Raw genomic sequence first — 25,304 nt, 5'->3', positions numbered from 1 at the left:
GCCCGTGACCGCGGCCGGGCGACGCCGGGCCGCCCACGCCGGACCGGGCCCTGCGCCACGGGCCGCCGCGGACCCCCGCGCGTCGGCCGCCGACGGCCGGGCCACGCGCGGCGCCCCGCGCCGGATCAGGCCGATTCCCTCCGTACCAGCTCGGTCGGGAGGATCACCGCCGCCGCTTCCTCGCCGCCGATCCGGGCGAGCAGCATCCGCACCATCTCGGTGCTGATCCGGTCCCAGGGCTGGCGGATCGTGGTGAGCGGGGGGCGGGTCGACAGGGCGGCGGGCGAGTCGTCGAATCCGCCGACGGCCACGTCCTCGGGCACCCGCCGCCCGGCTCGCGCCAGCGTGTCGAGCACGCCCTGCGCCATCAGATCCGACGCCACGAAGACCGCGTCCAGGTCGGGGGCCCGGCGCAGCAGCAGCTCGGCCGCCGCCTCGCCACTGCCCCGGCTGTAGTCGCCCGCCGCGATCAGCGCCTCGTCGGCGGGCAGCCCGCACTCGGCGAGCGTCTCGCGGTACCCGGCGAGGCGCTCCACGCCGCCGGGGGTGTCCGCGGGGCCGGTCACCGTGGCGATCCGCCGCCGGCCCGACGCGTACAGGTAGCGCACCATCTCCCGCGCCCCGTCCCGGTCGTCGGCCGCGACGTAACTGACCCTTGTGCTCTGGCCCAGCGGCTTCCCGCAGGCGACCACGGGCACGCCCGCGGCCTGGAGTTCGCTGACGACGGGGTCGCCGGAGTGGCTGGAGACCAGCAGGACACCGTCCACGTGCCCGGCCGCGATGTACCGCAGGTTGCGCCGCCGTTCGGCCTCCGTGCCCGCGATCATCAGCAGCAGCGGGATGTCCTGGGCGGCCAGCGCCTGCGTGCAGGAACGCAGCAGCACGTTGAAGTTGGGGTCCTCGAAGAACCGCTCCTGCGGCTCGGTGAGCAGGAACGCCACCGAGTCGGACCTGCCCGTGATCAGCGAACGCGCGTGCCGGTTCACGACGTAACCCGTCCGGCGGATCGCGCTGTTGACAGCGGTCTGCGCCGCCGGGCTCACGTAGTGCCCGCCGTTGAGGACACGCGAGACGGTGCCGCGCGAGACGCCGGCCTCGCGCGCCACGTCGTGGATCGTCACCGGCCGGCGTTTGCCCTCTGTGCCGCGGTTCATGTTCTGTTCCCCTCTTTTCCTGCCCTCGGGCGCTCAGGACTTTACGGCTCCGGAGAGCAGGTCGAGACTCCAGAAGCGCTGGATGACGAGGAACAGCGCGATGAGCGGGACGATCGCCAGCAGCGCCCCGGTGATGACGAGCGTGTAGAGGGCCGGGGTGTTGGAGCCCTGCGCGAGCAGGGTGAACAGGCCCACCGTCATGGGGAACTTCTCGTCGTCGCCCAGCATGATGTACGGCAGCAGGAAGTTGTTCCAGATGGCCACGAACTGGAAGAGGAAGACGGTCACCAGACCCGGCGACATCATCGGGACGGCGATTCTCGCGAAGATGCGCCACTCGCCGGCGCCGTCCATCCGGCCGGCCTCGACCAGCTCCATGGGAATGGCCGCCTCCGCGTAGATCCGGCTCAGGTAGACGCCGTACGGGGAGAGGACGAGCGGCAGCAGTACGGACAGGTGCGTGTCCGTCAGGTCCGCCTCCGCCATCAGCAGGTACTGGGGGATCGCCAGGATCACCGGCGGCATCAGCACGCCCGCGAGCAGCACGTTGAAGACGGTCTCCCGGCCCCGGAAGCGGTACACGGCCAGCGCGTAACCGGCGAACGCCGAGACCACCGTGGACAGGACGGCGCCGAGCCCGGCGTACACGGCGGAGTTGGCCATCCACCGCCAGTAGATGCCGTCCCGGTACGCGCCGAGGTCCGCGAGGTTGTCCGCGAAGCCGGTGCCCGGCAGGAAGGTGAAGGTGGAGAACAGCTCCCCGCCGGACTTCGTCGACGCCATGACCACCCAGGCGACCGGCAGCAGGCAGTAGAGCGCACCGAGCACCAGGACGGCGGTGGGCAGGAGGGCGACGCCGCGCGGGCGGCGCGGCGGGCCGTGGGACGTGCCGGGGGTCGTTCCGGCGGCCGGGGCCGCCCTGCGGGCCTGGGCGGGAGGGGTGAGGGTGCTCATCGGGCCCCTCCTTTCCCCGTACGGGAGTTGGCGGCCCTGAGCAGGGCGAAGGACAGGACGAAGGTGGCGGCGGCGAGGACCACGGCGGTGGCGGACGCCGCGTACACGTTCCCGTTGACGAAGGCGTCGTTGTAGACCTTCATGAGCGGGCTCCAGGTGGTGGAGATGCCGTTGGTCAGCGGTTTGAGGGTCGTCGGCTCGCTGAAGACCTGGAGGGTGGCGATCACCGAGAAGAAGAAGGTGAGGACGAGTGAGGGCGCCACCATGGGGATCTTGACGCGCAGCGCGATCTGCACGGGTGTGGCGCCGTCGAGCTTCGCCGCCTCGTGGACCTCGGCCGGTATGGAACGCAGCGCCGTGTAGATCACGATCATGTTGAAGCCGGTGCCGCCCCACACGGCGATGTTGGCCAGCGCCCCGAAGAGCGGCGCGCCGTCGAAGAGGTCGGGGCCCGGCAGGCCGAGCCGCTCCAGCGCGTAGTGGAAGGGGCTGACGTCGGGGAGGTACAGGAAGCCCCACAGGAGAGCCGCGACGACCCCCGGGATGGCGTACGGAAGGAAGATCGCGAGCCGCGAGAAGGAGCGGGCCCGCACCCGCTCGGTGTCCAGCAGCAGCGCGAACAGCAGGGCGAGGCCGAGCATGACGGGGACCACGATCGCGCCGTAGCCGAGGACGCGCAGGGCGCCGTGGCCGAGTTCCGCGTCGGTGAGGGCGGCGGTGTAGTTCTCCAGTCCCGCCCAGACCTCGGCGCGGGCGCCCTTGCCGAGGCCGAGCCCCTTGACCTCGACCTTGTGGAGGCTGAGCCAGAGGGCGTACCCGACGGGAAGGGCGAAGAACAGGGCGAAGAGGGCGGCGGCCGGGAGGAGGAAGCCGTACGGGGCGCTTCTGACCCCGTACGACGTCCGGGCGGTACTGGTCACCGAGCGACCTCGAAGCCCTGCTTCTCCAGGTCCGCGACGGTGGCCCGGTGCATGCCGGTCAGCGCAGGGCCGAAGTCCGACCTGGTCTTGGCGGCCTTGCCGAACCGGTCCTTGAAGGCGGCGTACGCGACGTTGACGTTCGGGCCCCAGGCGGCGGGCGCGGTCGTCTTCGCGATGTCGGCGGCCCGGCGGTAGAAGTCCGGCTGGTGGGAGAAGAAGGCGGGGGCCTCGGTCAGGGCGCCGCTGGTCTGGGCGGCCGTGGCGGCCGGGTAGATGCCGCCCTCCTTGACCAGCGCGGCCAGCGCCTTGGGGTCCGTGTTCAGCCAGGTCGCGAACTTGGCGGCGGCCGCCCGGTGCTTGGAGTCGGTCGTGACGGCGGTGGTGGAACCGCCCCAGCTGCCGGTGGCGGTCTCGCCCTTCTTCCACTGGGGGAGCGGGGCCATCGCCCACTTGCCCTTGGTGTCGGGCGCCGCCGTGGTGAGTGTGCCGGGCGCCCAGACGGCGCTCACCCAGGCGATCTGCTTGCCGGTGTTGAGGGCCTTGTTCCAGGCGGGCGTATACATCGGCTGGTTGTCGACGGCGCCCTCCTCGACGAGACCGCCCCAGAAATCGGCGACCTTCTGGGTGGGCGCGTCGTCGATGCCGACCTTCCACTTGTCGCCCTCGGCGGTCCACCACTTGGCGCCGGCCTGCTGGGCGAGCCCGGCGAACAGTCCCGAGTCGTTGGAGGAGAACGTCGTCAGCGACTTGTCCGGCGCCTTCTTCTTCAGCGCGCGGGCGCTCTCGGCGAACTCGTCCCAGGTCGCCGGGACGCTCAGCCCGTACTTCTTGAACAGGTCGGCCCGGTAGTAGAACATCATCGGCCCCGAGTCCTGCGGCACGGCGTACACGGCGTCCGTGCCGAGGGTGGTCTGCTGCCAGACGCCCGGGGCGAACCTGCTCTCGGCGTCGCCGACGTCCCCGGATATGTCGGCGAGGGCGTCGTTGCTCACCAGCGTCGGCAGTGCCTGGTACTCGGCCTGCACGAGGTCGGGGGCCTGGTGTGCCTTGGACGCCGTGATGATCTTCGTGACCAGGTCGTCGCCGGACGCCTGCTTCTGCACGGTGACCTCGATGTCCGGATGCGTCTTGTTCCAGAGGGCGGCGACCTTGTCCATGCCGGGCGCCCAGGCCCAGTAGGTGAGTTCGACGGGGCCGGACCCGGCCTCGTCGCCGCCGTCGGACGAGCCGCAGGCGGTGAGCGCGGTCGCGGCGACGACGACGGCGGTGGCGGAGGCCGCGAGGCGGCGGTACGACGTGTGGGGCATGGGTGCTTCTCTCTGACCGAAGGGGCCTCCCGCTCCAACGGGGAGACCTGCCATGCATCTGTGAGCGTTCACAGTAGAGAAACGTTCCCGACACTTGTCAATGGTTGTTCGTGTGCGGTTATGTTGCACTGCCGTATCGATCGGCATGTGTGCACGTTCCCAGATCTGTTCAACATTCCAGGCTTCAGGAGAGATTCATGCCGGAGACCACTCACCAGGGCCGGCCACGGCTGCACTTCGGCGGGGACTACAACCCGGAGCAGTGGCCGGAGGGCGTCTGGCAGGAGGACGTACGGCTGATGCGCGAGGCCGGGGTCAACCTGGTGAGCGTCGGGATCTTCTCCTGGGCCCTGCTCGAACCCGAGCCGGGCGCCTACGACTTCGGCTGGCTCGACCGGCTGCTCGACCTGCTGCACGAGAACGGCGTCGGCGCCGACCTCGCCACCCCCACGGTCGCGCCCCCGGCCTGGTTCTACCGCGCCCACCCCGACGCGCTGCCGGTCAGCCGCGAGGGCGTCCGGTACGCGTTCGGCTCGCGCGGCGCGATCTGCCACAGCAACCCCGCCTACCGCGAGGCCGCCGCACGGATCACCACCGAGCTCGCCCAGCGGTACGCCGCCCACCCCGCCCTCGCGATGTGGCACGTCCACAACGAGTACGGCGTCCCTGTCAGCGCCTGCTACTGCGACACCTGCGCCGCCCGCTTCCGCCGCTGGCTCGACGCCCGCTACGGCTCCGTGGAGGCGGTCAACGAGGCGTGGGGCACGGCGTTCTGGGGCCAGCGCTTCGGCTCGTACGAGCAGATCGACCCGCCGCGCCTCACCCCGACCACCGGCAACCCCGGCCAGCAGCTCGACTACCGCCGTTTCGCCGACGCCACCATGCGCGAGAACTTCGTCGCGGAGCGGGACATCCTGCACCGGCTCGCGCCGGGCGTCCCCGTGACGACCAACTTCATGACCGCGCTCAGCCAGTGCGACTCCGTCGACTACTGGGCCTGGGGCCGCGAGGTCGACCTCGTCAGCAACGACCACTACCTGATCACCGACGGCCGCCGGACCCACATCAACCTCGCCATGGCCGCCGACCTCACCCGCTCGGTCGCCGGCGGAGCGCCCTGGCTGCTGATGGAACACTCCACCAGCGGCGTCAGCTGGCAGCCCCGCAACCCCGCCAAGCGCCCCGGCGAGATGGCCCGCAACTCCCTGGCCCACGTGGCCCGCGGCTCCGAGGGAGCCATGTTCTTCCAGTGGCGCCAGTCCCGGCGCGGCGCCGAGAAATTCCACTCCGCGATGCTGCCGCACGCCGGCACCGACTCCCGGACGTGGCGCGAGGTGGTCGGTCTCGGCTCCGCGATCGAGTCCCTGGCGTCCGTACGCGGCACCCGCACCGTCGCGGACGTGGCCATGGTCTGGGACTGGCAGTCCTGGTGGGCGCAGAACCTGGAGTGGCGCCCCAGCGAGGACCACGACGCCCGCGAGCGGGCCGACAGCTTCTACGAGGCGCTCTACGACCGGCACCTGACGGTCGACTTCGTCCACCCGGAGGCGGACCTGTCGGCCCACCCCCTGGTCGTGGTGCCCGCGCTCTACCTCGCCACGGAGGCGGCGGGCCGCAATCTGCGGGCGTACGTCGAGAACGGCGGCACCCTCGTCGTCTCCTACTTCTCCGGGATCGTCGACGAGCACGACGCCGTCCACGAAGGTCCCTACCCCGGCGCGCTGCGGGACGTGCTCGGCCTGACCGTCGAGGAGTGGTCGCCGCTCGGAGCGGGCGAGGGCGTGCGGATCGGCGGCCCGGGCGACGCCTCGCTGGCCGCCGACGTGTGGACCGAGTTCGTGGTGCCGCGCGGCGCCGAGACCGTGTGGACGTACGCCGACGGGCCGGCCGCCGGCGGACCCGCCGTCACCCGGCACCGCCTGGGCGGCGGCACCGCCTGGTACGTCTCGACCCGGCTGGACGCCGTCGCGCTCGACACGATCCTGGCCGCCGCCTGCGAGGACGCCGGAGTCGAAGCCCGTACCGGACTGCCCCGCGACGTCGAGGTGGTGCGCCGCTCGGGCGAGGGCGGCGACCACGTCTTCGCCGTCAACCACACCGCGCACGACGCCAAGGTCCCGCTGGCGGACTCCGGCACCGAACTGCTCACCGGCGACCGCGTGGCGGGACACCTCGCCGTACCGGCGGGCGCCGTAAGGGTCGTACGGCTCGACGCCTGACCCCTTCCCCACCTACTCCCGGGGGCGGCCGTCGAGCCGCCGGCCGCCCCCGGGGCGCACCCGCACCACCTTCCCCCCGCCCTCCGCCGTCGAAGGGACACCGACGATGTACGCACAGCCACGAGGTGCTTTCCGCTCGTTCCTCAGATCCGCCGCCGTGCCCGTGCTCGGCGCACTGCTCGTCACCGCGCTGCCGGCCGCACCGGCGCACGCGGCGTCCACGCTCACCAACACCGGCTTCGAATCGGGTGTTTCGGGCTGGTCCACCTACTCCGCGACCGGCCAGAACTCCGCCTCGTACGCCGAGGCCGGCGGCCGCAGCGGCAGCACCAGGCTGACCCACTGGTCGTCGTCCGCCTACAAGGTGGAGACGTACCAGTACCTCACAGGACTGGCCGACGGCAGCTACACGTTCAGCGCCTGGGTGCGCTCCAGCGGCGGCCAGAACGCCGCGTACCTCGCCCTGCGCAACTGCGGCAGCCCCGAGCAGCGCACCGATCTGCCGCCCACGCCCAACGGGAAGTGGATACGGCTGGTCGCCTCCGTCAAGGTGACCGGTGGGCAGTGCACGGTCGGCGTCAACTCCGACGCCCGGGCGGGCAACTGGCTCAACGTCGACGACGTCACCTTCACCCCCGGGGCGACGGGCATCCCCGTCAAGGGCGTCGACGTGTCCTCGCTGAAGAAGAGCGAGGACCTCGGCGGTACGTACCGGACGAGCGGCGGCGCCACGGGCGACGGACTCGCGATCCTGAAGTCCGCGGGCGCCAACTACGGCCGTCTCAAGGTCTGGGTGAACCCGGCCGACGGCTACAACGACAAGGCCCGTGTCCTGCGGATGGCGCAGCGGATCAAGGGCCAGGGAATGAAGCTGCTCGTCGACTTCCACTACTCCGACACCTGGGCCGACCCGGGCGCCCAGACCAAGCCGGCCGCCTGGGCGTCGCACGACTACAACCGCCTGAAGACGGACGTGTACGACCACACGTACGACGTCCTGAACGCCCTCAAGGCGCAGGGCACCACGGCGGACATGGTGCAGATCGGCAACGAGATCAACACCGGGCTGCTCTGGCCCGAGGGTTCCACGGACAACTGGGACCGCACGGCGGGCCTGCTGAAGTCCGGGATCTCCGCCGCCCGTGCGGTCGCCCCGTCCACCCGCGTCGCCCTGCACCTGGCCCACGGCGGCGACAACGGCCTCTACCGCTGGTGGTTCGACAACGCGACCGCGCGGGGCGTGGACTTCGACGTCATCGCCCTGTCCTTCTACGGGTACTGGCACGGGCCGCTGTCCGACCTCCAGGCCAACCTGGACGACGTCTCGGCCCGCTACGGGAAGCCGGTCCTGGTCGCCGAGACGGCGTACGCCTTCCGCCTCGACAGCAAGGACGGCCACGAGAACATCATCGACACCACGGGCGAACTGATCGCGGGCTACCCGGCGAGCCCGGCCGGACAGGCGGCCTGGCTGCGTGACGTGATGAACGTGGTGGAGGCCGTGCCGAACGGCCGCGGCCTGGGCGTCGTCTACTGGGAGCCCGCCTGGACCGCCGTCGCGGGCAACGGCTGGGACCCGGCCGACCCCGCATCGGGCAACGGCTGGGAGAACCAGGCGCTGTTCGACTACGACAACCGGCTGCTGCCCGCCGCGAACTGGTTCGGCCACCGCTGAGCGGGAGCCGGGCCGCCGGTGCGTCCGGCGGCCCGGCCCCGGTCCACGGGCGCACGGGCCCGACCCCTCCCGCCGCGCGGGCGCGCACTCCGTCCGGCATCGTCCGGGAGGTCACCCCGTACGGTCGCTATGCTCGAAGCCCCGTCCTCCGAGGAGCCATGACCAGCGCCGCACGCAACCTGCCCCAGCTGCTCACCGACGCCAAGCGCTGGTTCGACGACGCATTGCTGGCCAGCATGCGGGCCGCCGGCGAGCGGCCGGTCACCGTCGGGCAGGCGGCCGTCTTCGCCGCCCTCGACGACGGCGGCACCACGGTCTCCGAGCTGGCCCGCCGGACGGGCGTCACCCGGCAGACCGCCCATCAGGCCGTGCACGCCCTCATCGGCATGGGGCTGCTGGAGCAGGCCCCCGATCCGGCCTCCGCCCGCAGCCGGCTGATCCGCCCCACGGACGAGGGCGCCCGTGTGCACCGGCGTGCCCAGGACACCCTGGCCGTCATCGAAGGCGTCCTGGCGGAGCGCGTCGGCGACGACGCGCTCCGCGCCCTGCGCGAGGCGCTCAGCGCCCCCAGGGGCGAGCCCCCGTTGGTGCGGGCGCCCTGAGCGCCGACGGTCCGCGGCCGGTCGGGCGGCGGACCGTCGCCGGCCGTTCGCCGGTCAGCGGGCGGCGGCGAGCACCGCGTCGGCCATGGCCCGCTCGCCGGCCGCGTTGGGGTGGAAGGGCGCGGCCGCGTTCGTGACGAGCGGCTCCATCCACCGCGTGCCGGCCGGCTTGCAGACGTCGTGGCCGATGGACTTGGTGTAGGTGTCCACGTAGACGGCTCCGCGCGCGGCGGCCTGGGTGGCGATCATGGCGTTGAGGCGCTTGTGGGTGTCGCGCAGCCACGGGGCGTCGCCCTTGGCGATGGTGGCCACCCAGGGGCAGTTGGTGCCGTCGTCGGGCAGGATCGCCGGATAGCCGGTGACCAGGACGCGGGCCTGCGGGGCGCGTTTGCGGATGCCGTCGATGGCGGCGGCGATCTTCGGGGCGGTGGCGTTGACGGTGGCGGCGAGCTGGTCGGTGCCCGTCCAGGTGTAGCTGTTCTTGCAGGGCGAGCCGCCGAGGTTGAACGCGCCCAGGGTCACGCAGCGGACGATGATGTTGGCGAAGCCGACGTCGTTGCCGCCGATGGTGAGGGTGACCAGGTCGGTGTCGGCGCTCAGCGCGTCGAGCTGCGGCGGCGCGGACGCGTTCTGCGCGGAGGTCATGTGCACCGTGGTGGCCCCTCCGCACGTGACGTCCTTGTGCGCGGCGGGGGAAAGGGCGGCGTTCAGCAGGGCCGGGTAATTGCGGTCCGAGCGCATGCAGTTGGAGTCGACCTGGTTCGGTACACCGGCTCCGGAGGCGAACGAGTCGCCCAGGGCCACATAGCGGTCGACCGTGGTGCCGGCGGCCGCGGCGGGGCCGGCTCCCAGGCCGGCGGCGGCGGCCAGGGACGCGGTGACGGCGGTGAACGCGGCGGCGGTGCGGGCGCGACGGCTCGGTGGAACTGATCGCATGGCAGTGCCTCTCATGACGGGGTGTGGGGATCGGGCGCCTTCTGGCCGCCGGGGAGGGCCAGTCGGCACGCCGGACCGGCGGCAGGGCGGTCCCGTTCGCCCGCCGCCGGAATTGCGAGGCACTGCGCGCAGTGTTACCGGTCGGTTGTACTGGCTCGTAATATGTGGCCGGTGTGACGGGGCGTCAAGATGTTGGGCCTTAAATTGTTTCCGTCGAGGCGCACAGCGTCACGGCCCGGACGTCGTTGTCCTGGGTGCCGTAACCGGGGAACGTCACGGTGTCGCCGGGGCCGGCGGTCCGGCAGGGGACGGCGCTGCCGTCGCGGTACTCGACGGTGATGTGCTGGGTGGCGTCGCACGTGTTGGTGACGAACGTGTAGCGCCAACTTGTCGAGTATTGAACACAAGAGGGGGCCGGTTCCCCACTCTGGACGGCCGCGCCGACGCCCGGAGCCTGGGTGAGACACGCTCCTACGGCCAACAGGGCCGCCGAAGCGACGCGTGCGATTGAACGCATGGTGGGACGCATTGATGATCAACCCTTCACTTCTTGAACAGTGCGGAAGTGAGAGTAGGCAAGGCGGACGGCCGCTTGAAAGAGTTTTCGCCAACTTGCGCAAGAAAGCCGCCCGTTGCCGGATTCCGGCCCGCGAGGGCGTGCGCGGGCGAAGAGTCCCAGCTCCGCCGCTCGTGGCGGTCCGTGGCCGCGGGGCGGGCGGATCGCCGGTCGCGAAGGGTGCCACGGACCGCCGGAGGGCGCGTACGGGCGTCGTCGCAGGCACGGGCCCTGGGCGGGCGTCTCGGCGGTGGGCGTGCCGCCCCGTGGAGAACGCGCGGAAATCGCCGTCGCGCGGGCTGCGCGTCCCCCGCGCTGTGACTCAGGTGCCGGCCGCCAGGGGCGACAGGGGCCGGAGGCTGTGGGTGCTCGCGGACGGGTTGGTGTATTCGAGGGTGATCTCCTGCCAGGCCTGGGTGAAGCCGAGGTCGGTGATGGCGAGCAGGCGGGCGTGCTGGTCGTGGATGCGCCGCCGCATGCTCAGTCCGGGCGCGGCGGGACCCCGCCTGTCGTGCCGGGTCAGGGTGATGGCCTCCCGCACCACCGCCCGCAGGCCGGCTCGCTCCAGCCACAGGTAGAGCAGGCTCAGGTCGGGATCGGTGACGGGTACGCGCGCGAGGTAGCGGGCCAGTTCGGGAACCTCGGCCACGGCCGCGGGCGAGAAGTACGTGACGGCGTCCTGGACGGCCTTCCCCGCCGCGTTGAGGACGCGGTGGTGGTGGATCAGCGTCGCCCGCCCGCCGGCCAGGCCCAGTTGGAGCGCGAGCGACGGTGACACCGACGCGCTGAACAGCCGGCCCGAGGTGGGGCCTCCGGCCGGGGGCGCCGGAAAGGCCGGCAGGTCCCGCACGGCCGACCGCGGCGCGGCGGCCGGCGGGGCGTCCGGGGTGCCGCGGCCGACGGCGTACGTCCCCCGGCGGTCCGTCAGGACCAGTCCCTGGTCGCGCAGGTGCTGGAGGGCCGCCCGTACGGTCTGCCGGTTGACGTCGAACCGCGCGGCCAGTGCGCGTTCGGCGGGAAGCCTGGAGTTCACCGGTATCGCCCCCTGCTCGATGTCCCGTGCGAGCGCTGCGGCGATCCGCAGGTAGACAGGGATGGTGGGGGGCTCGGGGCGCGATGAACGGGGCATGAGGACCTCTCACGTCACAGAGTGCTACGAAGCATGTGGGGAGCGCGACCAACTTAGCAGTGGTCTACACCTGTGGCGACCCGCAGTCGGCCCGCCTGGCCGGAATCGCCCGGCGCCGCGGCCGGGGATCCGGTGACCGCGCTGTACGGGCGGCCGGGGCGCCCGTGAACCGTGCGGGGCGGCGCCACGCGTCGGCCGAAGAGGACCGCTGGGCCCGGCGCTCCGGCGACTGCTGCGGCGCCGCGCTCCGGTGGGCGGCGGGCGGCGGGGTGCACCATCATCGATGGCAGACGGGGCGCTCCGTACCGGCCAGGCGGAAGGCGGTGGCACCGTGGTGCTCACGCTCGTACGCGAACTCGGCCGACGGGCCGACCCCCTCCGCCTGCGGGGTGACGTGGAGTACCTGGCAGACCGCCCCCGCAGCCGCGTCCGCGCGCCCGAGGCCATGCTGCGCGCCGAGGCCCACGTGACGCGCGAACTGTCCGACGCGGGCTGGCACACCGAGCGACAGCCGTTCGACGTACGGTGGCGGCTGGGCGGCAGCGACCGCGGCGGCGAGCAGCCGGTCGCACTCCAACCGCGCCTGCACAGGCGGCTGAACGGCGCCAACCTCGTGGCCCGCCTGCCGGGCGCCGACGGCCGGCCCACCGTCGTCGTCGGCGCGCATCTGGACACCGTCGACGCCGGCCCGGGCGCCGACGACAACGCCTCGGGCGTGGCGGCGCTGCTGGAAGCCGCACGGCTGCTGGGCGGGCTTCCGCGTCCGCCCGCCGTCACCCTGGTGTTCTTCGACATGGAGGAACTGGGCATGATCGGTTCCCGGTTCGCCGCCCGGGAGCTGCCCCGCACCCACCCGGTGGCGGGCATGATCTGTCTGGAGTCCGTCGGCTACTTCGCCACCGCGCCCGGAACCCAGCGCATGCCCCCGGGCTTCGGAGCTGTCTTCCCCGAGGTGGCCGCGCGCGTGCGCGCGGCCGGTGAGCGGGGTGACTTCACCCTCGTCGTGCACCGGCGCTCGACCGGACCGGCCGCGGCGCTGTGGTGCCGCGCGGCGCAGGCGGCGGAACCGCGACTGACCGCGCTGACCCTGCGCGACCCGCGTCCGCTCGGACTGCCCGGCGCGCTGGCCGGCCTCGTGGCGCCCCCGCTGCTGCACCTGGACCGCAGCGACCACGCGTCCTTCTGGAACGCCGGGATTCCGGCCATGATGCTCACGGGCACGGCGAACTTCCGCAATCCCCACTACCACCGGCCGACCGATACGCCCGACACGCTCGACTACGCGCGCCTGTCGGCAGTCGCCGTCGCGACCGCCGCCACGGCGGCGTGCTGGTGAGCTGCCCGCCCCCGGGCGAGGGCCGGCTCCAAGTCGTACTGGCGGCCGGGCCGGACGGTAGTAAAATCACGTGCCATGTCGAACCCTGATGGTCTGCTCGTCGATGTCGCCGCCATGGTGGAGTCCGAGCACTGCAATCAGATGTCCCTCACCGTGGTCGCCGGAGGCGCCGTCATCACCGGACGGCTGGCTCCCGAGGCCGTGTGGCGCCAGCGCGTCGCCGAGGTGCTCAAGGACTCCGATCGCCTCGGCCCCTTCTCCAGCATCTTCATGACGTCCAGCGCCCACTCGAGCCACGACCCGGCCGAGCCGCCCGCACCCACCCACCTGCACTTCCATGTGGCGAGGATCCTCCAGGGCAACGTGGGCATCCCCGAGACCGGTGGCATGTACCGCATCGCGATCAAGGACGTGAGCGCGTGGACGGTGGGTGACTTCAGCTACTCGGAATAGTGACCACCGCGCCGGGTGCGGCGAGCGCCGCCGGCCGGCGGGGACCGCGTCTGCCGTGACACAGCCAGGACCCTGCCGAGCAGGGTCCTGGCTGCTGTACGAGGCGGTCGGGCCGGGCGGCGTCCCGCCGCGCGTCCGCCGTGAGGAGCGGCGCCGGGCCGGAGGCGGCCATAGGCTGATCTTCATGGACATCACCATTCACACGAGCTTCCTCCCGCACGACGACCCGGAGGCGTCCCTGGCGTTCTACCGCGACGTCCTCGGCTTCGAGGTCCGCGGCGACGTCGGGCAGGGCAGGATGCGCTGGATCACGGTCGGCCCCGCCGGCCGGCCCGACACGTCCATCCTCCTCGCGCCGCCGGCCGTGGACCCCGGGGTCACCGACGACGAACGCCGCACCGTCGCCGAGATGATGGCCAAGGGCACCTACGGCTGGATCCTGCTGGCCACCCCCGACCTCGACGGCACGTTCGAGAAGGTGCGGGCCGGCGACGCCGAGGTCGTGCAGGAGCCGACCGAGCAGCCGTACGGCATCCGCGACTGCGCCTTCCGCGACCCCGCCGGCAACCTGATCCGCATCCAGGAAGTGCGCTGAGCGCGTCCGCCCGGAACAGGTACGAGACCGGTCAGGAATGAAGAAGCGCAGGCCGCCCGGGCGCAACTAGCGTGAGGGACATGGCAACCATCGCATCCGTCACGCTCGACGTGGCCGACCCCGCAGCCGCCCGTTCCTTCTACACCGCCGCCTTCGGCCTGGACACGCAGCTGCGCCTGCGGGCCTCGCAGGAGCCCTCCGCAGGCTTCCGCGGGTTCACGCTGGCGCTCACGGTGTCCGGGCCCGCCACCGTCGACGGTTTCGTGACCGCCGCCGTCGACGCCGGCGCCACGGTCCTCAAGCCCGCCTCGAAGTCGCTCTGGGGCTACGGCGGCGTCGTGCGGGCCCCGGACGGGACCATCTGGAAGATCGCGACCTCGGCGAAGAAGGACACCGGCCCCGCCACCCGCCACATCGACGAGATCGTGCTCCTGCTCGGCGTCGCGGACGTGGCCGCGAGCAAGCGGTTCTACGTCGGACAGGGCCTCGCCGTGGCGAAGGGCTTCGGCCGCGTGTACGTCGAGTTCGCCGCCGGGGAGAGCCCCGTCAAGCTGGCGCTCTACCGGCGCCGCGCCCTGGCCAAGGACCTCGGCGTCGCACCCGACGGCTCCGGTTCGCACCGGCTCCTGATCGGCGGCGACGCCGCACCCTTCACGGACCCGGACGGGTTCGCCTGGGAGGCCGCCGCGCCGGCGCACGCCGCGTGACCCGCCCCCGCCGCCGGCCCCGGCAGCAGAGCGGCCCGGCGCCCCGTGTCGAACGGTGCGCCGGGCCGGACGGTGCCCCGGGTCAGGCCGCGGGGGCCGGGAACGTCGGGTACTCGACGCCGGAGACGTGCTGGACGACCCGGATGACCTGGCAGGAGTAGCCGAACTCGTTGTCGTACCAGAGGTAGAGGATCGCGTTGTCGCCCTCGACCTTCGTGGCGCCCGCGTCGACGATCGACGCGTGGCGGGAGCCGATGAAGTCGCTCGACACCGCGTCGGGGGCGGTGATGAAGTCGATCTGGCGCTTGAGCGGCGAGGTCAGCGAGACGTCGCGGAGGTGGTCGAGGACCTCCTCGCGCGTGGTCTCCCGCGCCAGCTGGAGGTTGAGGATCGCGATCGAGACGTCCGGCACCGGCACGCGGACGGAGCTGCCGGTGATCTTCGCCTTGAGGTCCGGAAGGGCCTTGGCGACGGCGGAGGCGGCACCGGTCTCGGTGATGACCATGTTGAGCGCCGCCGAGCGGCCGCGACGGTCCGAACTGTGGTAGTTGTCCAGAAGGTTCTGGTCGTTGGTGAACGAGTGGACGGTCTCCACGTGGCCGCGCAGAACGCCGTACTCGTCCGCCATCGCCTTCAGCGGCGGGACGATCGCGTTGGTGGTGCAGGACGCGCAGGACAGGATCCGCTCGTCCGGCTTGATCGTGTCGTGGTTCACACCGTGCACGATGTTAGGGACGTCGCCCTTGCCCGGCGCGGTGAGGACGACCTTGTCGATGCCGGGGCGCAGGTGCTTGGACAGCCCCTCGCGGTCGCGCCACTTGCCGGTGTTGTCGATGAGGATGGCGTCGTTGATGCCGTACGCCGTGTAGTCGACCTCCGACGGGTCGTTGGCGTAGATCACCTTGATCTCGTTGCCGTTGGCGACGATCGCGCTGTTCGCCTCGTCCACGGTGATCGTGCCCTGGAACTGGCCGTGGATGGAGTCGCGGCGCAGCAGCGAGGCGCGCTTGACGAGGTCCTCGGCGCCCCGGCCGCCCCCGCGGACGACGATGGCGCGCAGGCGCAGACCGTTGCCGGAGCCGGCCTTCTCGATGAGGAGGCGGGCGACGAGGCGGCCGATGCGGCCGAACCCGTAGAGGACGACGTCACGTCCCTCGCCGCGCTCGATCTTGTTGGCGCCGGTGGCGCCGGCGACGGCCTCCGCGGTGAAGTCCTCGATCGAGAGCCCGCGGCCGTCCGTCTTGTACGTCGCGGCGAGCATCCCGATGTCGATCTGGGACGGGCCGAGGTCCAGGGTGGTGAGGGCCCGCAGGAAGGGGAGCGTCTCGGTGACCGAGAGCTCCGCGCCGGCTATCTGCCGGGCGAACCGGTGGGTCTTGAGAATGCTGACCACCGACTTGTTCACCAGGGAGCGGCTGTGAAGCAGGACGTTGACGTCCTGCTCCCGGTGCAGCTTCCCGATGATCGGGATCATCGACTCCGCGATCTCCTCGCGGGTCTTCCAGCTGGTGAACGAGTCGTCATTGACAGTCACAGGTTTATCTTTCGAGCTAGGCGGCGCTCATATGCTAACCCGCCGCTGTTCTGATCTTTGAGGCGGTGTCCGCGGAGCGCTGTGCGGGCACCGTGACCGCCGTGACGACGAGGCCGTCGCGCATCTGCCAGCGGCCGTCGAAGCCGGTGAGGTCGCCGTCGGCCAGGGTGGCTCCCGGGACCAGCAGGGCGGCGGTGAACGTGCCGTCCGGGCGCAGGGTGACCTGGGCGTCGTGGAAGCCGAGCCACCGGCCGGTGAGCGGGGACCACGCCTTGTAGACGGACTCCTTGGCGCTGAACAGCAGCCGGTCCCAGGGGATGCCGGGCCGGTGCGCGGCCAGTTCCCGCAGCGCGGCGCGTTCGGCGGCGACCGTGACCATGCGGAGCACGCCCTCGTTGCGCAGCGGTTCGGCCGGCTCGGCGTCGATGCCGATGCCCGCCGCCGTCGTGCTCCGGGCGACGGCCGCCGCCCGGTAACCGGCGCAGTGCGTGAGGCTGCCGACCATCCCGGCGGGCCACCGGGGAGCGCCCCCGGGCCCGGGGAGTATCGGCGCGGGGGGCAAGCCGAAACTGGCCAGAGCCGTGCGCGCGCAGTGGCGGACCGTCGTGAACTCGTGCCGCCGCTTCGCGACGGCCGCCGCCACCAGAGCCCGCTCCTGCGGGAAGAGGAAGCGTTCGGCGCTGTCGTGGAACGTGTCGACGGCGGTGACCTGCCGGGGGAGCAACGAGGCCAGCACACCGGCCGGAACCGGGCCGCCGGACGGAAGCGGGGTCATGGGCCGTCACAGTACCGGTGGCCCCCGCCCGCCCGCCGCGCGGTGCTGGATGCCGTATAGGCCAGATATAGCCAGGGAACGCACGCTCGACTCATTCGAACGGATGGGGGCGGCATGGCGGATCACGAGGCACAGGCGGATCAGGAGACCCAGGTGGCACTGGTCACCGGAGGGTCGCGGGGTATCGGGAGGGCGGTGGCCACCCGGCTCGCACGGGACGGTTTCGACGTGGCGATCTGCTACCGGTCGGACGACACGGCGGCGGAGCAGGTCGAGAAGGAGATACGGGCGGCGGGCCGGCGCGCGCTGATCCGCCGGGTCGACGTGGCCGACCGGGTCGGCGTCAGGTCGTTCGTCGCGGACGTCGAGGCGAACCTCGGCCCGGTGTCGGCGGTGGTCACCTCCGCGGGGATCACCCGTGACCGCCCGCTGGCGCTGATGTCGGACGACGAGTGGGACTCCGTACTGAGCACCAACCTCGACGGTACGTACAACCTGCTGCGCTCGGTCGTCCGCTCGATGATCCGGCGCCGCACCGGAACGGTCGTCACGCTCTCCTCCGTGGCCGGAGTCGTCGGCAACGCGGGGCAGACGAACTACTCGGCGTCGAAGGCCGGCATCATCGGCCTGACCCAGGCGCTGGCCAAGGAGTTCGGGCGCTACGGCGTGCGCGCCAACGCGGTCGCGCCCGGCTTCATCGACACGGAGATGGTCGCCGCCGTGCCGGAGGCCGTCGCGAAGGACGCCCTGGCCCGCATCCCCATGGGGTGTTTCGGCACGCCCGAGCAGGTGGCCTCCCTGGTCTCCTTCCTGGCCTCCCCGCAGGCCGAGTACATCACCGGACAGGTCGTCCGGATCGACGGGGGCATGGCGCTGTGAGCGCGTCCGGGATCTGGTTCCGCAGGTACGCGCGGACGGGCGCGCCGCGGCTGCGGCTGGTCTGCTTCCCGCACGCCGGCGGCAACGCCCAGCTCTTCCACGGCTGGTCCTCGCGGCTCCCCGCCGACATCGAGGTCCTCGCGGTCCGGTATCCGGGCAGGCAGGAGCGGATGGGCGAGCCGTGCGTCGAGTCGATGGACGAGCTGGCCGACCGGATCTCGGACGCACTCGTCCCGCAGGGCGACCTGCCGACGGCCTTCTTCGGCCACAGCATGGGCGCCGCGGTGGCCTACGAGGTGGCGGCGCGGCAGGAGGCCCGGACGGCCGAAGGACCGGTCCTCGTCCTGCTGTCGGCGCGCAACGCCCCGCACCGGACCGCGCCCACCACGCTGCACCGGGCCGCCGACGACGTCCTGGTCGCCGGGGTGTCGCGGCTCGGCACCCTGGGCGGCGACCCGTACGCGGTCCCCGAACTCCGGGAGCTGCTGCTGCCGGTGCTGCGCTCCGACTACCGGCTCATCGAGACGTACCGCCCGCACGGCCCGGCGGTGCTGCGTGCCCCGGTCGTCGCGTACCAGGGCGACCGCGACCCCGGCACCTCGTACGAACGGCTCCACGCCTGGAGCGAGCTGACCACCGGCGGCTTCGCGCTGCGGACGTTCGCCGGGGACCACTTCTACCTCGCCCCACGGGAGGCGGAGCTCACCGCTGACATCGCGGAGCGGCTGGCTCGTATCCCTTCCGGCCTGCGGACCTGACGGCCGGCGAAGGCTTCATCACAACAGCGAGAGGAGCGGCGCCGTGACGAGTCCGACGCCTTGGGCACCACTGGAGATCGAAGCGAAGGGCGAGGGCGGGACCGGTGAACTGCTGAGCCGCCTGGAGGAACTGGAACTCGGCCTGGCCGGGACCCTCGTGCGGGAGAAGGCGCTGGTGTTCCGCGGCTTCGGTATCACCCCGCAGACGCTCGACACGGCGCTGGACCGGCTGCTGCCGAACCGGCTCGCGTACGTGCACGGCAACTCGCCGCGCACCAAGGTCGGCGGCAACGTCTACACCTCGACCGAGTACCCGCGGGAGTTCACCATCTCGATGCACAACGAGATGAGCTACGCCCACGCCTGGCCCTCCCGGCTGGCGTTCTTCTGCCAGGTGCAGCCCGGCGGCGGCGGCGCCACCCCGGTGCTGGACGCCGAGCGCTGGCTGGCGGTCCTGGACCCCGAGGTGCGCGAGGCCTTCGCCGGCGGCGTGCGCTACGTACAGAACCTGCACGACGGCTACGGCCTCGGCAAGAGCTGGCAGGACACCTTCGAGACGTCCGACCGCGCGGAGGTGGAGGCGTTCCTCAAGACCGCCGGCGCCGAGTGGCAGTGGCGGCGCGACGGCAGCCTGCGGGTGGAGTCCGAGCGCCCGTCCACCACCAGGCACCCCGTCACCGGTACGGAGGTGTGGTTCAACCAGGCCGACCAGTGGCACCCGGCCGGCCTCGGCGACGACACCGCGGCCGAGCTCGCGCAGATCCTCTCCGAGGACGAGCTGCCGCAGTCGGTGCGGTTCGCCGACGGCAGCCCGATCCCCGCCGAGTACGTCGTACAGGTCCGCGACCGCGGGCTGGAGGCCGCCGTCGACGTCGACTGGCGCACGGGCGACCTGCTGCTCATCGACAACGTCCTGCTGGCCCACGGCCGGCGGCCGTTCACCGGGGACCGCCGCGTCCTCGTGGCGATGTCCGACTGACGACGCCCCTGCCGGTCGGACCGCACCGCGCGGTGTGCCCCCAGGGCCCGGCGTGCCCCGACTTCTTCGACCACAGAGCGAGCTGACCATGACCATCACCTCGGAAGAGACACCCGCCGGCTGGGTGGGGAGCGGAACCGTGCCCGGGGTACGGCGCCCCGCGGCCCCCGGCACCGGCATCCACGACTACATCACCGACCACCGGGCCGAGCTGCGCGAGCTGCTCACCGAGCGCGGCGCGCTGCTGCTGCGCGGCTTCGAGGTCGGCGGCGTCGACGGCTTCGACGGCACCGTCCGGGCGTTCTCCGCCGCGCCGCCGCTGGCGTACGCCGAGCGCTCCTCGCCCCGCAGCACCATCAAGGGGCAGGTCTACACCTCGACCGACTATCCGCAGAACGAGGAGATCTTCCTCCACAACGAGAACTCCTACCAGGCGGTCTGGCCGCGGACGCTGTACTTCTACTGCGTCGAGCCGCCCGTCACCCGGGGCGCCACCCCGCTGGCCGACATCCGCCAGGTCCTGCGGGCCGTCGACCCCTCGGTCCGCGCCGAGTTCGAGGCGCGCGGCTGGCAGGTCGTGCGCAACTTCCACGCCGGCTTCGGAGTGCCCTGGCAGGAGGCGTTCAACACCGGGGACAAGGCGGCCGTGGAGGCGTACTGCGCGGAGCGCAGGATCACCGCCGAGTGGCGGCCGGACGGCGGTCTGCGCACCACCGCCGTACGGCGGGCGGTGCACCGCCACCCGGTCACCGGCGAGGAAGTGTGGTTCAACCACGCGACGTTCTTCCACGTCAGCACCCTCGCCCCGGAGGTCGGCGCCGGTCTGCGCGCCATCTTCGCCGACGAGGACCTGCCCACGAACACCTTCTACGGGGACGGCGGGGCCATTCCCGACGAAGTGACGGACCACCTGCGCACCGCCTACCGGTCGGCGGCGGTCCGCTTCGACTGGCAGCGCGACGACGTGCTGGTCGTCGACAACATGCTGGCCGCGCACGGGCGCGAGCCGTTCACCGGGCCGCGGCGGATCGCCGTGGCCATGGCAGAGCCGTCGGACGCCGACGCCTCGACGGGGAGTTGAGGGAACCATGCTCAAGACGTACGGATCACGCATATCGGGTCTGGCCGTGTACCGGCCGGCCCGGCTGGTGTCCAACGAGGAGCTGTCGCCGCTGACGACGGTCTCGCCGCAGTGGATCGAGACCCGGACCGGCATCAGGACCCGCCACCACGCCTCCGACGCGGAGGACCTGGTCACGATGTCGACGGCGGCCGGCGAGAAGGCCGTCGTGTCGGCCGACATCGACCCGGCCGAGGTGGACCTGACCATCGTCGCCAGCGCCACCCGGCGCCGCCGGATGCCCGGCATCGCCCCCGAGGTGGCCAGCCGCATCGGACTGCCCAACTCCGGTGCTTACGACCTGAACGCGGTCTGCGCCGGCTTCACCTACTCGCTCGCCATGGCGTCCAACGCCGTACGGCTCGGCGAGGCGCGGCACGTCCTGGTCGTCGGCGCCGAACGCACCAGCGAGTGGATCGACCCGGCCGACCCCGACACCTTCGTCATCTTCGGCGACGGCGCCGGCGCCGCGGTCGTGTCCCGCTCGGACCAGCCCGGCATCGGACCGGCGGTCTGGGGCAGCGACGGCGCGCGCCACGAGGTCCTCGGGATCACCGAGAAGGCCGACGGCCGTGAGTACGTCACCATGAACGGCCCGCTGGTCTACAAGTGGTCCACGGCCACCATGCCGGACGTGGCGCACCGCGCCTGCGCCGCCGCCGGACTGACCATGGCGGACATCGACTGGTTCGTGCCCCACCAGGCCAACAACCGCATCATCAGGACCCTCGCCGCGAACCTCGACCTCCCGCCGGAGCGCGTCGTCAACGACGTGGTCGACACCGGCAACACCTCCGCCGCCTCGGTGCCCCTCGCGCTGAGCCGGCTCAAGGACAGCGGCCGCAGCACCCCGGGCGAGAACGTGCTGCTGCTCGGCTTCGGCGCCGGCCTGACGTACGCCGGCCAGGTCGTCCGGATGCCGTGACCGAGGCCGACGACCGCACCACCCGCACCGCACACCCATCCACCGCACCACTCCAGAGAGACGGAAAGACCATGACCAGAGACGAACTGATTGTCGAGATCATCAACCTCACCCTGCGCACCGCGCCGGACCTGGAGGGCGAGGTCACCGCGGAGTCCAGCTTCGAGGAGCTCGGCATGGACTCCCTCACCCGCATCGACCTGCTCGCCGCCGTCGAGAAGACGTTCAGCCAGACGGTTCCCGACGAGAAGGTCGGTGATCTCCTGCGCGTCTCCGACGTCGCGGACTTTCTGACGGCGGCGAAGGCAGGAGTCTGACCCATGGACCACACGGACCCCATGGGCGGGGCGAAGCCCCTGTCGGTGGGCCAGGAGGGCCTGTGGCTCCTCCACAAACTGGCTCCCGGCAGTGCGACCTACAACCTCGCGGGTGGTGTCCGGATGGAGCCCGCGCCGGACCCGGTGGTCCTGGCGCGGGCGGCCCGGGCGCTCACCGAACGGCACCCGATGCTGCGTTCGGTGTACGCCGAGGCCGACGGCAGGCCCCAGCGGCTGGTGCGCGACCCGGGCGACATCGGCGAACTCGTCGTACGGGACGTGCCGGACGCCGGCGACGCCGAGCTGGAGCGCCTCGTCGCGGCGGAGGCCGCGACCCCCTTCCGGCTCTCGGAGGAGGGACCGTTCCGGGTGGTGCTGTGGCGCCGCCGCGACGACGCCGTGCTGCTGGCGCTCACCCACCACATCGCGACCGACGCCATCTCCCAGTGGCTGCTGTGGCGCGACCTGCTGGACGCGTACGCGGCGTACGCCGAGGGCAAGGAGCCCGGCTGGGCGCCCGTCCCCGTCGAGTACGACCACTTCGTCGAGAGCGAGCGGGCCCTGCTCGAATCCTCCCGGGGACAGCGGCAGGGGGAGTACTGGCAGGAGCAGTGCGCCGGGTCGGTCCCCGGTGAACTGCCCACCGACAGGCCCCGGCCGGCCGTCTCCGCGTTCACCGGGGCCAGCCTCGTGCGCCGGCTGCCGGACGAGCTCTCCGAGCGGATCGCGCGAGCCGCCGCCGCGCAGGAGATCTCGCAGTTCGCCCTGGCGCTCGGCTCGCTTCAGGCCCTGGTGAACCGGTGGACCGGTCAGACGGACTTCCTCGTCGCCTGCCCGGCCTCGGTGCGCCGCTCCGCCTCCAAGGAGGTCATCGGCTACTTCGTCAACCCGGTGCTCGTCAGAGCCGTGCTCGACAGGAACAGCACCCTGGGCGAAGTGACGGCCGAGGCCAACGGCCGCCTCCGCCAGGCCACCGCGCGCGCCACCTACCCGTACCCGCTCGTCGCCCGTGCCGCGGCGGCCGACGGGCCGCTGTTCCGCATCTCCATGACCATGGTCACCACGGACCGCTTCGGCTCCGACCTGGCCGGCGCCGTCGCCGGGGTGCCCCTCGACGTGGCCGGCCTGACCACCACGTACCTGGAGATCCCGCACCTGGAGGGCCAGTGCGACATCTCCGTGGAGGTCACCCGTGACGCCCACGGGCTCACCGTCGCACTGCGCTACGACACGGCGCTCTTCGAGCGCGACACCGTGGAGCGGCTCTTCGACCAGCTCGTCCGCTTCATGACGGCCGCCGTCGAGACTCCGGAGCGCCCGATCTCCCGGATCCCGCTGACGGACGCCGCGCAGAAGCGCTCGCTGCTGGCCCTGGGCAGCAACACCGGCGACGGATCATGAGGCAACCGGTACTCCGGGGCATCCTCGACGGCGTCGGCAACACGCACCTGGTGGAACTCGGCGGGCTGCTGCCCCGCTTCGGGTCGCGCGTCTTCGCGAAGCTCGAAGCGTTCAACCCCGGCGGCAGCGTCAAGGACCGGTCCGCGCTGTCGATGCTGCTCGGCAAGATCCGCAGCGGTGAACTCGTACCGGGGCGGTCCACCGTCGTGGAGTCCAGCTCCGGGAACCTGGCCATCGGCATCGCGCAGATCTGCCGGTACTTCGGGATCGACTTCGTCTGCGTCGTGGACCCCAAGACCACCACACAGAACCTGGCCATCCTGCGCGCCTACCGGGTCGCGGTCGAGATGGTCACCGAAACCGACCCGGACACGCGGGCCTACCTCCCGATGCGCCTGGCGCGGGTGCGTGAACTGGTGGCCGCGATCCCCGGGGCGTACTGGCCCAACCAGTACGCCAACCCGCTCAACCCCCGGGCGCACGTGCAGACGATGCGCGAGATCGCCGAGGCGCTGGACGACCAGGTGGACTACCTGTTCTGCTCGACCGGCACCGGGGGAACCATGACCGGCTGCGCGCAGTACATCCGGGAACGCGGGCTGACCACCACGCTGGTGGGCGTCGACGCGATGGGCAGCGTGCTGTTCGGCGGCCCCTCGGGGCCGAGGCTCCTGCCCGGACACGGGGCCGCGATCAAGCCGGCGCTGTTCGACCCGACGCTGGCCGACGAGGTCATGCTCATCTCCGACCTCGAATGCGTCGTCGCCTGCCGCACCCTGACGGACCGTGAGGCGATCCTCGCGGGCGGCTCGTCCGGCGCCGTGGCGGCCGCGCTGGGGAAGATGGCCGACCGCATCCCGGCCGGCAGCAACTGCGTGATGATCTTCCCCGACCGCGGCGACCGCTACCTCGACACCATCTACTCCGACGACTGGGTGCGCGCCCACTTCGGAGAGGTCTCACATCTGTGGAACGAACCCGAACACACATTGGCGGTGGGCGCATGCTGATCCTCAAACACGGCGAAGTGGCCGGACTGCTGTCCGGCCGGGAGAAGGAGGTCATCGACCTCGTCTCCGAGGCGTACCAGCGCCACGACGAGGGCCGCACGGTCCTCCCGCACTCCGTCTTCCTGCGCTTCCCCGACCGCCCGAGAGACCGGATCATCGGCCTTCCCGGCTACCTCGGGGCCGGCTCGGGCAACGACGGCGAGCCAGGCCGTGGTCCGGGCGAGGTCGCCGGAATGAAGTGGATCTCCTCCTTCCCCGGCAACGTCGCCGCCGGACTCCAGCGCGCCAGCGCCGCCGTCCTGCTCAACTCGCTCGACAACGGACATCCCGAGGCGCTCGTCGAGGGCTCGCTGATCTCCGCCCGGCGGACCGCGGCCTCGGCCGCACTGGGCGCCCGGGTGCTCCTCGGCGACCGCAGGGCCTCCGGGGTCACCCTCATCGGCACCGGCGTCATCAACCGCGAGGTGCTGCGCTTCCTCGCCGTCGAGCGGCCTGAACTCGACTCCCTGGCGGTGTACGACACCGACATGGACCGCGCCAGGCACTTCACCGCCGACCACGCACGGCTGCTGCCCGGCGCGAAGGTACGCCACTGCGCGTCCCTCGAAGAAGCGCTCGGCGCCCACGACCTGGTGTCCTTCGCGACGACGGCCGCCTCGCCGTACACCGGCCTCGACGCCTGCCCGCCGGGGACGGTCGTCCTGCACATCTCCCTGCGCGACCTCACCGTGCCCGCCGTCCTGGGCGCGCACAACATCGTCGACGACCCCGACCACGTGTGCCGCGAGCAGACCTCACTGCACCTCGCGGAGCAGCACACCGGGGGCCGCGACTTCGTCGACGCCTCGATCGGCGCACTGCTGCGCGGCACCGCCCGGCTCGAACCCGACCCCGGGAAGCCGCTGGTGTACTCCCCGTTCGGCCTCGGCGTCCTCGACCTGGCGCTGGCCGGTTTCGTACGCGACGAAGCCCGGCGCGGCGGCGTCGGGACGCGCGTCGACGGGTTCCTGCCGGCCCGGACCCACTAGGCCCCGGACCGCTCGCGCACTCGGGCCACCACCAC

At 72.1% G+C, this 25,304-nt stretch carries 25 protein-coding genes; 16 read left to right on the top strand and 9 right to left on the bottom strand.

Annotated elements, in window-relative coordinates; translation table 11 throughout:
• Window positions 1-125 precede the first annotated feature (125 nt).
• From ACWGH0_RS28670 to ACWGH0_RS28655, 4 genes are read right to left on the bottom strand one after another with little or no spacing between them, the layout of a single operon-like run.
• Complete coding sequence (locus tag ACWGH0_RS28670) at window positions 126-1,154, bottom strand: LacI family DNA-binding transcriptional regulator (protein WP_453407152.1); 1,029 nt, start codon at window positions 1,152-1,154, stop codon at window positions 126-128.
• A 33-nt stretch (window positions 1,155-1,187) separates the two neighbouring features.
• On the bottom strand, window positions 1,188-2,108 hold the full coding sequence (locus ACWGH0_RS28665; protein ID WP_453407151.1) for a carbohydrate ABC transporter permease: 921 nt from the start codon (window positions 2,106-2,108) through the stop codon (window positions 1,188-1,190).
• Window positions 2,105-3,028: a carbohydrate ABC transporter permease gene (locus tag ACWGH0_RS28660; RefSeq protein WP_453407150.1), complete on the bottom strand. Its 924-nt coding sequence runs from the start codon at window positions 3,026-3,028 to the stop codon at window positions 2,105-2,107. The genes ACWGH0_RS28665 and ACWGH0_RS28660 overlap by 4 nt, the downstream gene beginning before the upstream one ends.
• Window positions 3,025-4,335 carry an ABC transporter substrate-binding protein gene (locus ACWGH0_RS28655; protein ID WP_453407149.1) on the bottom strand — a complete coding sequence of 437 codons (1,311 nt, stop codon included), beginning with the start codon at window positions 4,333-4,335 and terminating at the stop codon, window positions 3,025-3,027. Before ACWGH0_RS28655 ends, ACWGH0_RS28660 begins: the two co-directional genes overlap by 4 nt.
• Window positions 4,336-4,532: 197 nt before the next feature.
• Here ACWGH0_RS28655 and ACWGH0_RS28650 point away from each other — a divergent pair, with 197 nt between their 5' ends.
• The 3 genes from ACWGH0_RS28650 to ACWGH0_RS28640 all read left to right on the top strand — a co-directional run bounded on the left by ACWGH0_RS28650 (window position 4,533) and on the right by ACWGH0_RS28640 (window position 8,831).
• Window positions 4,533-6,554 carry a beta-galactosidase gene (locus tag ACWGH0_RS28650; protein ID WP_453407148.1) on the top strand — a complete coding sequence of 674 codons (2,022 nt, stop codon included), beginning with the start codon at window positions 4,533-4,535 and terminating at the stop codon, window positions 6,552-6,554.
• A gap of 106 nt (window positions 6,555-6,660) precedes the next feature.
• Window positions 6,661-8,229: a glycoside hydrolase family 53 protein gene (locus tag ACWGH0_RS28645; RefSeq protein WP_453407147.1), complete on the top strand. Its 1,569-nt coding sequence runs from the start codon at window positions 6,661-6,663 to the stop codon at window positions 8,227-8,229.
• A 158-nt stretch (window positions 8,230-8,387) separates the two neighbouring features.
• The gene (locus ACWGH0_RS28640; protein WP_453407146.1) at window positions 8,388-8,831 is read left to right on the top strand and encodes a MarR family winged helix-turn-helix transcriptional regulator; all 444 of its coding nucleotides are present in this window, start codon (window positions 8,388-8,390) and stop codon (window positions 8,829-8,831) included.
• Window positions 8,832-8,885: 54 nt separating this feature from the next.
• Here ACWGH0_RS28640 and ACWGH0_RS28635 read toward each other — a convergent pair whose 3' ends face one another.
• From ACWGH0_RS28635 to ACWGH0_RS28625, 3 genes are all read right to left on the bottom strand, one after another.
• Window positions 8,886-9,767: an SGNH/GDSL hydrolase family protein gene (locus tag ACWGH0_RS28635; RefSeq protein ID WP_453407145.1), complete on the bottom strand. Its 882-nt coding sequence runs from the start codon at window positions 9,765-9,767 to the stop codon at window positions 8,886-8,888.
• Window positions 9,768-9,966: 199 nt separating this feature from the next.
• Window positions 9,967-10,284 carry an alpha-amylase gene (locus tag ACWGH0_RS28630; protein ID WP_453407144.1) on the bottom strand — a complete coding sequence of 106 codons (318 nt, stop codon included), beginning with the start codon at window positions 10,282-10,284 and terminating at the stop codon, window positions 9,967-9,969.
• A 361-nt stretch (window positions 10,285-10,645) separates the two neighbouring features.
• On the bottom strand, window positions 10,646-11,452 hold the full coding sequence (locus ACWGH0_RS28625; RefSeq protein WP_453407143.1) for a GntR family transcriptional regulator: 807 nt from the start codon (window positions 11,450-11,452) through the stop codon (window positions 10,646-10,648).
• Window positions 11,453-11,735: 283 nt separating this feature from the next.
• Here ACWGH0_RS28625 and ACWGH0_RS28620 point away from each other — a divergent pair, with 283 nt between their 5' ends.
• The 4 genes from ACWGH0_RS28620 to ACWGH0_RS28605 all read left to right on the top strand — a co-directional run bounded on the left by ACWGH0_RS28620 (window position 11,736) and on the right by ACWGH0_RS28605 (window position 14,543).
• Window positions 11,736-12,788 carry a M28 family peptidase gene (locus tag ACWGH0_RS28620; RefSeq protein ID WP_453407142.1) on the top strand — a complete coding sequence of 351 codons (1,053 nt, stop codon included), beginning with the start codon at window positions 11,736-11,738 and terminating at the stop codon, window positions 12,786-12,788.
• A gap of 75 nt (window positions 12,789-12,863) precedes the next feature.
• Window positions 12,864-13,241, top strand: coding sequence for a hypothetical protein (locus tag ACWGH0_RS28615; protein WP_453407141.1), 378 nt, complete (start codon window positions 12,864-12,866; stop codon window positions 13,239-13,241).
• 184 nt (window positions 13,242-13,425) lie between these two features.
• Window positions 13,426-13,836 (top strand): VOC family protein, encoded by a 411-nt coding sequence (locus ACWGH0_RS28610; protein ID WP_453407140.1) that lies wholly within the window; start codon window positions 13,426-13,428, stop codon window positions 13,834-13,836.
• A gap of 80 nt (window positions 13,837-13,916) precedes the next feature.
• The gene (locus ACWGH0_RS28605; RefSeq protein ID WP_453407139.1) at window positions 13,917-14,543 is read left to right on the top strand and encodes a glyoxalase; all 627 of its coding nucleotides are present in this window, start codon (window positions 13,917-13,919) and stop codon (window positions 14,541-14,543) included.
• 82 nt (window positions 14,544-14,625) lie between these two features.
• On the opposite strand, the gene ACWGH0_RS28600 is transcribed toward ACWGH0_RS28605, so the two are convergent.
• The gene (locus ACWGH0_RS28600; protein WP_453407138.1) at window positions 14,626-16,077 is read right to left on the bottom strand and encodes a glyceraldehyde-3-phosphate dehydrogenase; all 1,452 of its coding nucleotides are present in this window, start codon (window positions 16,075-16,077) and stop codon (window positions 14,626-14,628) included.
• Between the two features lie 34 nt (window positions 16,078-16,111).
• Window positions 16,112-16,852: a 4'-phosphopantetheinyl transferase family protein gene (locus ACWGH0_RS28595; protein WP_453407137.1), complete on the bottom strand. Its 741-nt coding sequence runs from the start codon at window positions 16,850-16,852 to the stop codon at window positions 16,112-16,114.
• Between the two features lie 114 nt (window positions 16,853-16,966).
• Here ACWGH0_RS28595 and fabG point away from each other — a divergent pair, with 114 nt between their 5' ends.
• The 9 genes from fabG to sbnB all read left to right on the top strand — a co-directional run bounded on the left by fabG (window position 16,967) and on the right by sbnB (window position 25,269).
• Complete coding sequence (fabG, locus tag ACWGH0_RS28590; protein WP_453407136.1) at window positions 16,967-17,731, top strand: 3-oxoacyl-[acyl-carrier-protein] reductase; 765 nt, start codon at window positions 16,967-16,969, stop codon at window positions 17,729-17,731.
• Complete coding sequence (locus tag ACWGH0_RS28585; RefSeq protein WP_453407135.1) at window positions 17,728-18,489, top strand: thioesterase II family protein; 762 nt, start codon at window positions 17,728-17,730, stop codon at window positions 18,487-18,489. Before fabG ends, ACWGH0_RS28585 begins: the two co-directional genes overlap by 4 nt.
• Window positions 18,490-18,532: 43 nt before the next feature.
• Window positions 18,533-19,468, top strand: coding sequence for a TauD/TfdA family dioxygenase (locus ACWGH0_RS28580; protein WP_453407134.1), 936 nt, complete (start codon window positions 18,533-18,535; stop codon window positions 19,466-19,468).
• 88 nt (window positions 19,469-19,556) lie between these two features.
• A complete protein-coding gene (locus tag ACWGH0_RS28575) occupies window positions 19,557-20,549 on the top strand; it encodes a TauD/TfdA family dioxygenase (protein WP_453407133.1) in 993 nt (330 codons plus the stop codon).
• 7 nt (window positions 20,550-20,556) lie between these two features.
• Entirely contained in the window at window positions 20,557-21,513 is a 957-nt protein-coding gene (locus tag ACWGH0_RS28570) for a beta-ketoacyl-ACP synthase III (RefSeq protein WP_453407132.1), read from the top strand.
• Between the two features lie 71 nt (window positions 21,514-21,584).
• A complete protein-coding gene (locus ACWGH0_RS28565; RefSeq protein WP_453407131.1) occupies window positions 21,585-21,830 on the top strand; it encodes an acyl carrier protein in 246 nt (81 codons plus the stop codon).
• 3 nt (window positions 21,831-21,833) lie between these two features.
• Entirely contained in the window at window positions 21,834-23,231 is a 1,398-nt protein-coding gene (locus ACWGH0_RS28560) for a condensation domain-containing protein (protein WP_453407130.1), read from the top strand.
• On the top strand, window positions 23,228-24,241 hold the full coding sequence (sbnA, locus tag ACWGH0_RS28555) for a 2,3-diaminopropionate biosynthesis protein SbnA (protein ID WP_453407129.1): 1,014 nt from the start codon (window positions 23,228-23,230) through the stop codon (window positions 24,239-24,241). Before ACWGH0_RS28560 ends, sbnA begins: the two co-directional genes overlap by 4 nt.
• Entirely contained in the window at window positions 24,235-25,269 is a 1,035-nt protein-coding gene (gene sbnB / locus ACWGH0_RS28550; RefSeq protein WP_453407128.1) for a 2,3-diaminopropionate biosynthesis protein SbnB, read from the top strand. Before sbnA ends, sbnB begins: the two co-directional genes overlap by 7 nt.
• The last annotated feature ends 35 nt before the right edge of the window (window positions 25,270-25,304 follow it).

The sequence above is a fragment of the Streptomyces sp. NPDC054887 genome (assembly GCF_053610585.1).
The sequence above is the reverse complement of the archived record's forward strand: the minus strand, read 5'-3'. Positions and strand labels throughout refer to the sequence as shown.

Coding starts and splice junctions, on each gene's coding strand:
- ACWGH0_RS28670 (WP_453407152.1), bottom strand. CDS start 1,154: ATGAACCGCGGCACAGAGGGCAAACGCCGGCCGGTGACGATCCACGAC.
- ACWGH0_RS28665 (WP_453407151.1), bottom strand. CDS start 2,108: ATGAGCACCCTCACCCCTCCCGCCCAGGCCCGCAGGGCGGCCCCGGCC.
- ACWGH0_RS28655 (WP_453407149.1), bottom strand. CDS start 4,335: ATGCCCCACACGTCGTACCGCCGCCTCGCGGCCTCCGCCACCGCCGTC.
- ACWGH0_RS28650 (WP_453407148.1), top strand. CDS start 4,533: ATGCCGGAGACCACTCACCAGGGCCGGCCACGGCTGCACTTCGGCGGG.
- ACWGH0_RS28645 (WP_453407147.1), top strand. CDS start 6,661: ATGTACGCACAGCCACGAGGTGCTTTCCGCTCGTTCCTCAGATCCGCC.
- ACWGH0_RS28640 (WP_453407146.1), top strand. CDS start 8,388: ATGACCAGCGCCGCACGCAACCTGCCCCAGCTGCTCACCGACGCCAAG.
- ACWGH0_RS28635 (WP_453407145.1), bottom strand. CDS start 9,767: ATGCGATCAGTTCCACCGAGCCGTCGCGCCCGCACCGCCGCCGCGTTC.
- ACWGH0_RS28630 (WP_453407144.1), bottom strand. CDS start 10,284: ATGCGTTCAATCGCACGCGTCGCTTCGGCGGCCCTGTTGGCCGTAGGA.
- ACWGH0_RS28625 (WP_453407143.1), bottom strand. CDS start 11,452: ATGCCCCGTTCATCGCGCCCCGAGCCCCCCACCATCCCTGTCTACCTG.
- ACWGH0_RS28620 (WP_453407142.1), top strand. CDS start 11,736: ATGGCAGACGGGGCGCTCCGTACCGGCCAGGCGGAAGGCGGTGGCACC.
- ACWGH0_RS28615 (WP_453407141.1), top strand. CDS start 12,864: ATGTCGAACCCTGATGGTCTGCTCGTCGATGTCGCCGCCATGGTGGAG.
- ACWGH0_RS28610 (WP_453407140.1), top strand. CDS start 13,426: ATGGACATCACCATTCACACGAGCTTCCTCCCGCACGACGACCCGGAG.
- ACWGH0_RS28605 (WP_453407139.1), top strand. CDS start 13,917: ATGGCAACCATCGCATCCGTCACGCTCGACGTGGCCGACCCCGCAGCC.
- ACWGH0_RS28595 (WP_453407137.1), bottom strand. CDS start 16,852: ATGACCCCGCTTCCGTCCGGCGGCCCGGTTCCGGCCGGTGTGCTGGCC.
- fabG (WP_453407136.1), top strand. CDS start 16,967: ATGGCGGATCACGAGGCACAGGCGGATCAGGAGACCCAGGTGGCACTG.
- ACWGH0_RS28575 (WP_453407133.1), top strand. CDS start 19,557: ATGACCATCACCTCGGAAGAGACACCCGCCGGCTGGGTGGGGAGCGGA.
- ACWGH0_RS28570 (WP_453407132.1), top strand. CDS start 20,557: ATGCTCAAGACGTACGGATCACGCATATCGGGTCTGGCCGTGTACCGG.
- ACWGH0_RS28565 (WP_453407131.1), top strand. CDS start 21,585: ATGACCAGAGACGAACTGATTGTCGAGATCATCAACCTCACCCTGCGC.
- ACWGH0_RS28560 (WP_453407130.1), top strand. CDS start 21,834: ATGGACCACACGGACCCCATGGGCGGGGCGAAGCCCCTGTCGGTGGGC.
- sbnA (WP_453407129.1), top strand. CDS start 23,228: ATGAGGCAACCGGTACTCCGGGGCATCCTCGACGGCGTCGGCAACACG.
- sbnB (WP_453407128.1), top strand. CDS start 24,235: ATGCTGATCCTCAAACACGGCGAAGTGGCCGGACTGCTGTCCGGCCGG.